The following is a 9,694-nucleotide window of genomic DNA, read 5'->3' as shown; positions in this document are numbered from 1 at the left end:
CATCTATGCCGAGGGCCAGCGCCGCTATGTCGAGAGCCTGTCGGCCTAYGCCCGGCAATTCCTCGAAATGATGCARAAGCCTGAYGTCGACCAGATCGACGGCCTGTCGCCKGCCATCTCSATCGAGCAGAAGACSACGTCGAAGAACCCGCGYTCSACGGTCGGSACCGTCACCGARATCTACGACTACATGCGSCTGCTGTTCGCGCGYGTCGGCATYCCYTATTCGCCGGCCACCGGTCTGCCGATCGAGAGCCAGACGGTCAGCCAGATGGTCGACCGGGTGCTGGCGGTCGAGGARGGCACSCGCCTGTTCMTGCTGGCGCCRATSGTGCGCGGGCGCAAGGGCGAGTACCGCAAGGAACTGCTGGAGCTGCAGAARAARGGSTTYCAGCGCGTCAAGGTCGACGGCGTCTTCTAYGARATMKCRGAYGTKCCSKCGCTSGAYAARAAGTACAAGCAYGACMTCGACGTCGTCGTCGACCGCATCGTCGTGCGCGGCGATCTTGCCACAAGGCTTGCCGACTCCATCGAAACAGCGCTGAAGCTCGCCGAGGGGCTGGCGGTGGCCGAGTTTGCCGACAAGCCGCTCGATTCCAGCCAGACTGGCGAGGATTCKGTCAACAAGTCGAAGAACGAGACGCATGAGCGCATCCTGTTCTCGGAAAAATTCGCCTGTCCGGTGTCCGGCTTCACCATTCCGGARATCGAGCCSMGGCTGTTCTCSTTCAACAACCCGTTCGGCGCCTGCCCGACCTGCGAYGGYCTCGGCAGCCAGCGCGCYATCGACSCCARCCTCGTCGTGCCTGACGAAAACGCATCGCTGCGCGACGGCGCCGTCAGCCCTTGGGCGAAGTCGACCTCGCCCTATTACGTGCAGACGCTTGAGGCATTGGGCAAGGCCTACAACTTCAAGCTCGGCGACAAGTTCAAGGATTTGAGCACGGAAGCCCAGGACGCGATCCTGCGCGGCACCGGCGAGCGCGAAGTCACCTTCCAGTATGATGACGGGCTGCGCTCCTACAAGACGACCAAGACCTTCGAAGGCGTCATCCCCAACCTCGAGCGGCGCTGGAAGGAAACCGAATCCGCCTGGATGCGCGAGGAGATCGAGCGCTTCATGTCCGCGACGCCCTGCCCGGTCTGCAAGGGTTATCGGCTGAAGCCCGAGTCGCTGGCCGTGAAAATCGCCGGCAAGCATATCGGCGAAGTCACCGAGCTTTCGATCCGCAAGGCCGACCAGTGGTTCACCGACCTGCCGCCACATCTCAACGACCAGCAGAACGAGATTGCGGTGCGCGTGCTCAAGGAAATCCGCGAGCGCCTGCGCTTCCTCAACGATGTCGGTCTCGACTACCTCACCCTGTCGCGAAATTCCGGCACGCTGTCGGGCGGCGAAAGCCAGCGCATCCGGCTGGCCTCGCAGATCGGTTCGGGCCTGACCGGCGTGCTTTATGTGCTGGACGAGCCGTCGATCGGCCTGCATCAGCGCGACAATGCGCGCCTGCTCGACACGCTGAAGCACCTGCGCGACATCGGCAACACGGTGATCGTCGTCGAGCATGACGAGGATGCCATCCTGCATGCCGACTATGTCGTCGACATGGGTCCGGCCGCCGGCATCCATGGCGGCGAGATCATCGCCCAGGGCACGCCGCAGCAGGTGATGGCAAACCCCAATTCGATCACCGGCAAGTATCTGTCGGGCGCGCTTGAAGTGGCGACGCCCGGCGTGCGTCGTGAAGCTAAGAAGAACCGGCGCCTGAAAATCGTTGGCGCGCGCGGCAACAATTTGAAGAACGTCACCGCCGAAATCCCGCTCGGCACCTTCACCGCCGTCACCGGCGTATCGGGCGGCGGCAAGTCGACCTTCCTGATCGAGACGCTGTTCAAGGCGGCGTCGCGCCGCATCATGGGGTCGCGCGAGCATCCCGCCGAGCACGATCGCATCGAGGGCCTGGAATTCCTCGACAAGGTCATCGACATCGACCAGTCGCCGATCGGMMGWACGCCRCGTTCSAACCCCGCCACYTATACCGGCGCCTTCACGCCGATCCGCGACTGGTTCGCGGGCCTGCCGGAAGCCAAGGCGCGCGGTTATCAGCCGGGACGCTTCTCGTTCAACGTCAAGGGCGGCCGCTGCGAGGCCTGCCAGGGCGACGGCGTCATCAAGATCGAGATGCACTTCCTGCCCGACGTCTACGTCACCTGCGACGTCTGCCACGGCAAGCGCTACAACAGGGAGACGCTCGACGTGCAATTCAAGGGCAAGTCGATCGCCGACGTGCTCGACATGACGGTCGAGGAAGGCGTCGACTTCTTCGCCGCCGTGCCCGGCGTGCGCGACAAGCTCGAGACGCTGAAGCAGGTCGGCCTCGGCTATATCCATATTGGCCAGCAGGCGACGACACTGTCCGGCGGCGAAGCGCAGCGCATCAAGCTGGCCAAGGAACTGTCGCGCAAGGCGACCGGCAAGACGCTCTACATCCTCGACGAGCCGACCACTGGCCTGCATTTCCACGACGTCGCCAAGCTGTTGGAAGTGCTGCACGAGCTGGTCGACCAAGGCAACACGGTGGTTGTCATCGAGCACAATCTCGAAGTCATCAAGACCGCCGACTGGGTGCTCGATCTCGGTCCAGAGGGTGGCGATGGCGGCGGCGAGCTGGTCGCCCAGGGCACCCCGGAAGCGATCGTGCGCGAAAAGCGCAGCTATACCGGACAGTTTCTCAAGGAACTGCTGGAGCGCCGCCCCGGAGGCAAACGCGAAGCGGCGGAGTGATGGCTGGGGATGGTCTCATCACGGTCCAGAGCCGTTTTGGCGTGACCGAAACCATCGATCGCCTGGTTGAGGTGATCAAGCGCGCGGGGCTGCTTGTGTTTGCCCGCATCAATCATGCAGCCGGCGCGCGCGATGTCGGCGCCTCGCTGCGGCCGACCGAATTGCTGATCTTCGGCAACCCGAAAGGCGGCACGCCGCTGATGCAGGACAGGCAGCTTGCCGGCATCGACCTGCCGGTGAAGGCGCTGGCCTGGGAGGATGAGCAAGGCAAGGTCTGGCTGTCCTACAACGATCCGCAGTGGATCGCCGAACGCCACGGCCTGGGCGACGCCAGCCGTGCTGCGGTCGCGGCGATTGCCGCCGGCATGGAAAAGGTGATCGTCGCTGCCGCTGGAATGGATCAATCATGAGGCTTGCCCGCTCCGAAGAGCTCGCCGCGATCGTCGCGCTGACGCAAGCGGCCTACGCCCCCTACAACGCCATACTCGACGCGCCGCCGATCCCCGTGACCGAAGACTATGCGCCGCGCATCGCGCGCGGCGAAGTCTGGCTGCTGGAGAGCGGCGGCGAACTTGCCGGTGTGCTCACGCTGGAGCGGCATGAGGATCACGCCATGATCTTCTCCGTCGCGGTGTCGCCCGCCTTCCAGGGCAAGGGTTTTGGCATAAAGCTGCTCAGTCACGCGGATCAACAGACGCGCTTGTGGCGCCTGCCGGAGATACGGCTCTACACCAATGCAAAGATGGAACGGAACATCGCGCTCTATCTTGCTTACGGCTWTCGCGAAACGGGTCGCAGGCCCAATCCTTACCGGCCAAGATGGGTGCTCGTCGACATGGCGAAGGCGATGTGAATGCAGGCCGGCAGCGCTATGGAAAACCAACTGACCTTGGGTGGCGTGGTCCGCTCGTCGCAGGCTTATGGCGCCGACTATTTGTCGGAGTTCCAGCGCATCCTGCTGCAACATGTGAAGCCTGACACGCGCGCCTTCCTGGAATGGGGCATGGGCCACACGACGCTGGCGATCCTTGAGTTGAGGGACAGACTGGCCATCGACAATCTCTTTTCGATCGACGACAGCCAGCCCTTCCTCGATCAACTCCTGCCGCAGCTGCCGCAGTGGGGCGGTTTCCATCCGATCTGCCTGGACCTCCAGGGACCCAAGTTTGGCGACCGCGATCCAGAGCTCAATTATTCGACCTGGCCGCTAAGCCTGAAGCGCAAATTCGACTTTATCTTCATCGACGGCCGACGGCGCATGGAATGCGCGTTCATGGCTTCGCTGCTTTGTCATGCCGATACGATCGTGATGCTGCACGACTATCGCCGTGCACGCTATCAGCCGATCAAGGCTCTCTACGACATCGTCGAGGACGGAAACCAGTTTCGCGTCATGCGACCGCGGAAGGACCTTTACCCCTCTGGGACGCCGACGATCTTTTCCCCGGATTGGTCACCGCCCACTTGACCGAAATTGCCAGTTGCGGATCGATTTTACCAACGCAAGCCCCTCGCGACAAAACACATTGGAGGAGAAATCCATGAGCAAATCGGGAACAATCCGCTCCGGCATGGGCGGCTGGACCTTCGAGCCCTGGGACACGTCCTTCTATCCCGAGAAACTTTCCAAGGCTAAACAGCTGCAATATGCCAGCCGGCAGGTGCCGAGCATCGAGGTCAACGGCACCTACTATTCCAGCTTCAAGGARCCSACSTTCGTCAAATGGGCYRGYGAAGCGCCGGACGGTTTCGTCTATTCSCTGAAGGGCAACCGCTTCGTCACCAACCGSCGCGTGCTSGGCGARGCCGGTGAATCGATGGCGCGCTTTCTCGGCTCGGGCGTTGCCGCGCTCGGCGAGAAGCTCGGGCCGATCCTGTGGCAGTTCGCGCCGACCAAAAAGTTCGATCCGGACGATTTCGAGGCCTTTTTGAAACTGCTGCCGGAAAAGCAGGATGGCGTCGCGCTGCGCCACGCGCTCGAAGTGCGCAACGACAGTTTCATCGTGCCGGAATTCGCCGCACTTGCCCGCAAATACAAGGCGGCGATCGTCTATGCCGACCATGCCAAATATCCTGATATCGCCGATGTCACCGGTGACTTCGTCTATGCACGGCTGCAGACTGGCTCGGACGACAATCCCGATTGCTACACACCAAAGGGCCTCGACGAATGGGCTGCGCGGGTAAAAACCTGGGCGGAAGGCAAGCAGCCGGCCGATTTGCGGCGCGCCGATCCCACCACAGACGCGCCGGTGCAGCCACGCGACGTCTTCGTCTACTTCATCACCGAGGGTAAGGTACGCGCGCCATTCGGGGCGATTGCCCTGATGAAGCGGCTGGCCGACTGACAACCATACGTTGTTGTCCGGCTACATGCTGTAAGCGCATCATCTATGCGTTTTGCGCGTAGCAAAGCGCCTATTCGTGGCATCTTCATCGCCATCGTAACGTTATCGACACTTCCTTGCCGCATGAATACGGCGACGCCAAGCCGCAGAGCTGGAGCCGCCGCCGGCAGGGAAAGAGGGGCATGTCGCTCGACTACACTTCACTTCTGCTGGCAGTCGGTTTCTCCGCCGCTTGCCTGAGCCTGACATTGTTCGGCATGTGGCTGACCGCGCGCTCGGAAAAATTCCTGCTGACATGGGCGATCAGCCTGGTGTTCGTGGTCGGCGATATCTTTGTCTATGACGCCTATATCGATATGCCCGGGCGCCTGCTCGGCATCGCCACCCTGGCCCTGTTGCTGCTCGGCTTCTCGACGATGCGGGGAGCTGCCTACCAGTTCAGAACCGGCGGCTCGCCGCTGCCACGGGCACTGTTGGGTTGCGTTTCGCTAGCGGTGGCGCTGCCTGCCATGGCTCTGGGCTATGACGGCCTCGGCTTCATGTTCGAGAACCTTTTCGCCGCTCTGCTCCTGGTCGCGACAGCGCTCGAATACTGGAAAGGCCGCGACGAAGCCCCTGCCCTGACGATCGGCCTCACCGCACTCTATGCTGCCACGGCCGCGTCCTTCGCGCTCTGTGCCATGGTTCTTATTGAGGACGGCAAGCTGGTTCTCGGCCATGCGCCCAGCAACTGGGCCGAGGAATTGAGCCTCATTGTCGTCATCGCGAGCATGACGGGTATTGGCGCCCTGTCGCTTGCGCTCAACCAGGGGCGTCTGGCCCGGCACCACCGCCGCAATGCTTTGACCGACCCCCTAACCGGCCTGCTCAACCGGCGCGCGCTGTTCGACATGCATGGCCATGTCCCGGTTGGCGCCTTCACCGCCGTGATCGTCTTCGACCTCGACAATTTCAAAGCCATCAATGACGAGTTCGGCCACGCGGCCGGGGACGAGGTGCTGAAGGTGTTTGCTGGCGAACTCGCCGGCAATCTTCGCCAGACCGACGTTGCCGCGCGCATGGGCGGCGAGGAATTCGCACTGGTGCTGAAGCGCACTTTGCCGGAGACGGTCGAGGAAGCAGCGGAGCGCATCCGGACCGCTTTCGCGACGCGCCTGATCGAAACCGAGACCGGATCCCTGAGCTGCACGGTCAGTGCCGGGTTCGCGTTCGGCAGCAAAGAGGGCCTCAGCTTCGACAAGGTGCTCAGCGCCGCCGACAGGGCGCTCTATGACGCCAAGCGCGGCGGCCGCAACCGCGTCACCGCCTCGCCATTCCGGCGCGCGAGCTGACCTCGCGTATCAGTGCCGAGCCCGTCATGCTGATAGGCGAAGGCGGCTCTATGCCGCCATGACGATTTCATTGAAGGTATCGAKATCGACGTAGAACACCTTGGTGATCTCCTCGATCAAGTCGTCGTAGTCGCAGCCCTGTGATCTCAGGATGTTGATGGCAGCGATGATATCGACGCGTTCGGTAAGCCGTCGCTTCTGGTAGTCCTCGACGTAACGTTCCATGGCTGTCCCTTAGCCTGTGTGCCCAAACGCGTTGAACGACAGAGATCGCAGGAGGGAAGCTAGGAAGCCTTGCTTGCGTGGAACTTGCCGGCCTTCGCCGCGCCCTCGATCTGCGATAACCAGACTGATACGGAAGCGGCCGACTCACAAAGCCAAGAAAAGACTAACATGCAGCCTCTGGCGCGCCAGAGATGCGGATAGCTGAATGGAAGAAATATTGGACTTGCCAAAGACTTTGGATCGTCGGCCGAAGTCCAGAACCGATTCTAGACGGTCAGGAATTTGCGAACATCAGCCCGGTCTAAATCTTCCGCCGGGCCGGTATGAACGATCTGGCCACGATCCATGATGTTGACCTCATCGGCGAGTTCACGGCAGAAGTCGAGATACTGTTCGACCAGCAGCACCGCAATGCCGGCCTGATCGCGCAGGTAACGGATGGCGCGGCCGATGTCCTTGATGATCGAGGGCTGGATGCCTTCCGTCGGCTCATCGAGCACCAGCAGCTTCGGCCGCATCACCAGCGCCCGGCCGATCGCCAGTTGCTGCTGCTGCCCGCCGGAAAGATCGCCGCCACGGCGGCCGAGCATCTGCTTCAGCACTGGAAACAGCTCGAAGACATGCGCCGGCACGTTGCGGTCGGCACGCTTCAACGGCGCGAAGCCGGATTCCAGGTTTTCGCGCACCGTGAGCAGGGGAAATATCTCCCTGCCCTGCGGTACGAATGCGATGCCCGACCGGGCGCGGTCATACGCCGCGCTCCGGTCGAGCGCCTTCCCCTCGAAGGCAACGCTTCCGCTCGTCAGCCGATGGTGGCCGACGATCGATCTCATCAAACTGGTCTTGCCGACGCCGTTGCGGCCGAGCACGCAAGTGATCTTGCCGGCCCCCGCCTTCAGCGAAACGCCGCGCAGCGCCTGGGCGGCGCCGTAGTGGAGCGTGGCGTTGGAAACTTCGAGCATGTCTCAGCGCCTTTTCCAGAATCGGAGAAACGACAGATCGAAGCGATGGAATTGAACCCGCCAGACCATGCTCATCTCCCCAGATAGACTTCGACGACGCGCTCGTCGGCCGAAACGAAATCGAGTGTGCCTTCCGACAGCACCGAGCCCTCGTGCAGGCAGGTCACCTTGACGCCAAGTTCGCGCACGAAATGCATGTCGTGCTCGACGACGATGACCGAATGGTCGCGCGCAATATCCTTGAGCAGCCGCGCGGTCTCCTCGGTCTCGGCGTCGGTCATGCCGGCCACCGGCTCGTCGACCAAAAGCAGCTTTGGGTCCTGCGCCAACAGCATGCCGATCTCCAGCCACTGTTTTTGGCCGTGGCTGAGATTGGCCGCCAGCTCATGGCGCTTGTCACCCAGCCGGATGATGCCGAGAATATCGTCGATCTGCCGCGCCTCGGCCGCCGAGCGGCGATGAAAAAGCGCCGGAAAGATCGAACGCGGTCCCTTCAGCGCCAGCATCAGGTTTTCCTCGATCGTGTGGCTTTCGAAGACCGTCGGCTTCTGGAACTTGCGGCCGATGCCCATCATGGCGATCTCGGCCTCGTCATGCCTGGTCAGATCGACCTGGCCGTCGAAGAAGACTTCGCCCTCATCGGGCCGCGTCTTGCCGGTGACGATGTCCATCATCGTCGTCTTGCCGGCGCCGTTGGGGCCGATGATGGCGCGCATCTCACCCTTGTCGAGCACCAGCGACAGATTGTTGATGGCGCGAAACCCGTCGAAGGAGACCGAGACGCCGTCAAGATAGAGGATGGTGTTCGATTTGCTCATGGTCGCTTACTCCGCCGCCTGCGGCTCAGGGTCGGACCATGACCATTCGCCTGGATTTCTCGCCGGCGAGCGAGCGGGCTTCGAAGTCGCGGTCGCCACGCCAACCTCGGTGCCGGCTTCTTCAGCCACGGCGGCTGCGCGCAAGGCCTTCGCATTGCCGCGCCAGCTATCCCACATGCCGATGATGCCCTTCGGCAAGAGCAGCGTGACGGCGACGAAGAGGCCGCCGAGCGCGAACAGCCAGAGCTCCGGCAGCAGGCCGGTGAACCAGGATTTGCCGGCATTGACGAGCAGCGCGCCGATGATCGGCCCGACGATGGTGCCGCGCCCGCCGACGGCCGCCCAGATCACCACCTCGATCGAGTTGGACGGCTCGAACTCGCCGGGATTGATGATGCCGACCTGCGGCACATAGAGCGCACCGGCAATGCCGGCCATGACGGCCGATACGGTGAAGGCGAACAGCTTGACGTTCTCAGCCCGCCAGCCAAGGAAGCGGGTGCGGCTTTCGGCATCGCGCACGGCCATCAGCAGCTTGCCGTATTTGGAGCCGACGATCGCCCAGGTGATGAACACAGCGAGCGCCAGCATCACCGCGCTGGCGGCAAACAGCGCCGAACGCGTCGCATCGGCCTGCACGTTGAAGCCCAGAATATCCTTGAAATCGGTCAGGCCGTTATTGCCGCCGAAACCCATGTCGTTGCGAAAGAAGGCAAGCAGCAGCGCGTAGGTCATCGCCTGGGTGATGATGGAGAGATAGACGCCGGTGACGCGGCTGCGGAAGGCGAACCAGCCGAAGATGAAAGCGAGCAGGCCCGGCACCGCGAGCACCATGATGGCGGCGAACCAGAAATGGTCGAAACCGGTCCAGAACCAAGGCAATTCCTTGTAGTTCAGGAAGACCATGAAATCAGGCAGGATCGGATTGCCATAGACGCCGCGCGAGCCGATCTGGCGCATCAGATACATGCCCATCGCATAGCCGCCGAGCGCAAAGAAGGCGCCGTGGCCAAGCGAAAGGATGCCGCAATAGCCCCAGACGAGGTCGAGAGCGAGCGCCAGCAGCGCGTAGCAGAGATATTTGCCGGTCAGCGCCACGATGTAGGACGGAATGTAGAACGCGCTGGTCGATGAAACCGCCAGGTTGAGCAGCGGCACGATGATGGCCACCGCCAGCAGGATTAAGATGGTGAAGGCGATGCGGCGGTCCGCGCCGGCGGCAAAGAAG

Annotated in this window: 10 protein-coding genes; 6 read left to right on the top strand and 4 right to left on the bottom strand. The window is 62.4% G+C overall.

Features of this window, described 5'->3' with window-relative positions; translation table 11 throughout:
* From uvrA to AC1DX0_RS24735, 6 genes are all read left to right on the top strand, one after another.
* A partial coding sequence (gene uvrA, locus AC1DX0_RS24760; protein WP_477357170.1) for an excinuclease ABC subunit UvrA occupies positions 1-2,782 on the top strand: 2,782 nt, incomplete at its 5' end.
* On the top strand, positions 2,782-3,192 hold the full coding sequence (locus tag AC1DX0_RS24755; protein WP_477220383.1) for a DUF302 domain-containing protein: 411 nt from the start codon (positions 2,782-2,784) through the stop codon (positions 3,190-3,192). The genes uvrA and AC1DX0_RS24755, both read left to right, overlap by 1 nt.
* A complete protein-coding gene (locus AC1DX0_RS24750; protein ID WP_477357168.1) occupies positions 3,189-3,635 on the top strand; it encodes a GNAT family N-acetyltransferase in 447 nt (148 codons plus the stop codon). Before AC1DX0_RS24755 ends, AC1DX0_RS24750 begins: the two co-directional genes overlap by 4 nt.
* Complete coding sequence (locus AC1DX0_RS24745; RefSeq protein WP_477220381.1) at positions 3,636-4,250, top strand: hypothetical protein; 615 nt, start codon at positions 3,636-3,638, stop codon at positions 4,248-4,250.
* A 73-nt stretch (positions 4,251-4,323) separates the two neighbouring features.
* Positions 4,324-5,130, top strand: coding sequence for a DUF72 domain-containing protein (locus AC1DX0_RS24740; RefSeq protein WP_477357166.1), 807 nt, complete (start codon positions 4,324-4,326; stop codon positions 5,128-5,130).
* 182 nt (positions 5,131-5,312) lie between these two features.
* Positions 5,313-6,461, top strand: coding sequence for a GGDEF domain-containing protein (locus AC1DX0_RS24735; RefSeq protein WP_477220379.1), 1,149 nt, complete (start codon positions 5,313-5,315; stop codon positions 6,459-6,461).
* A gap of 48 nt (positions 6,462-6,509) precedes the next feature.
* On the opposite strand, the gene AC1DX0_RS24730 is transcribed toward AC1DX0_RS24735, so the two are convergent.
* The 4 genes from AC1DX0_RS24730 to urtC form a co-directional block, all read right to left on the bottom strand.
* The gene (locus AC1DX0_RS24730) at positions 6,510-6,686 is read right to left on the bottom strand and encodes a hypothetical protein (protein WP_477357164.1); all 177 of its coding nucleotides are present in this window, start codon (positions 6,684-6,686) and stop codon (positions 6,510-6,512) included.
* Positions 6,687-6,952: 266 nt separating this feature from the next.
* Positions 6,953-7,648: an urea ABC transporter ATP-binding subunit UrtE gene (urtE, locus tag AC1DX0_RS24725; protein WP_013895283.1), complete on the bottom strand. Its 696-nt coding sequence runs from the start codon at positions 7,646-7,648 to the stop codon at positions 6,953-6,955.
* Positions 7,649-7,719: 71 nt separating this feature from the next.
* Complete coding sequence (gene urtD / locus AC1DX0_RS24720; protein ID WP_095200084.1) at positions 7,720-8,466, bottom strand: urea ABC transporter ATP-binding protein UrtD; 747 nt, start codon at positions 8,464-8,466, stop codon at positions 7,720-7,722.
* 6 nt (positions 8,467-8,472) lie between these two features.
* Positions 8,473-9,694 (bottom strand): urea ABC transporter permease subunit UrtC (gene urtC, locus AC1DX0_RS24715; RefSeq protein WP_477357162.1); only part of this gene is annotated, 1,222 nt, incomplete at its 5' end.

The organism is Mesorhizobium sp. P3_A9 (assembly GCF_056402975.1).
This window is presented reverse-complemented; position numbering and strand designations above follow the sequence as displayed.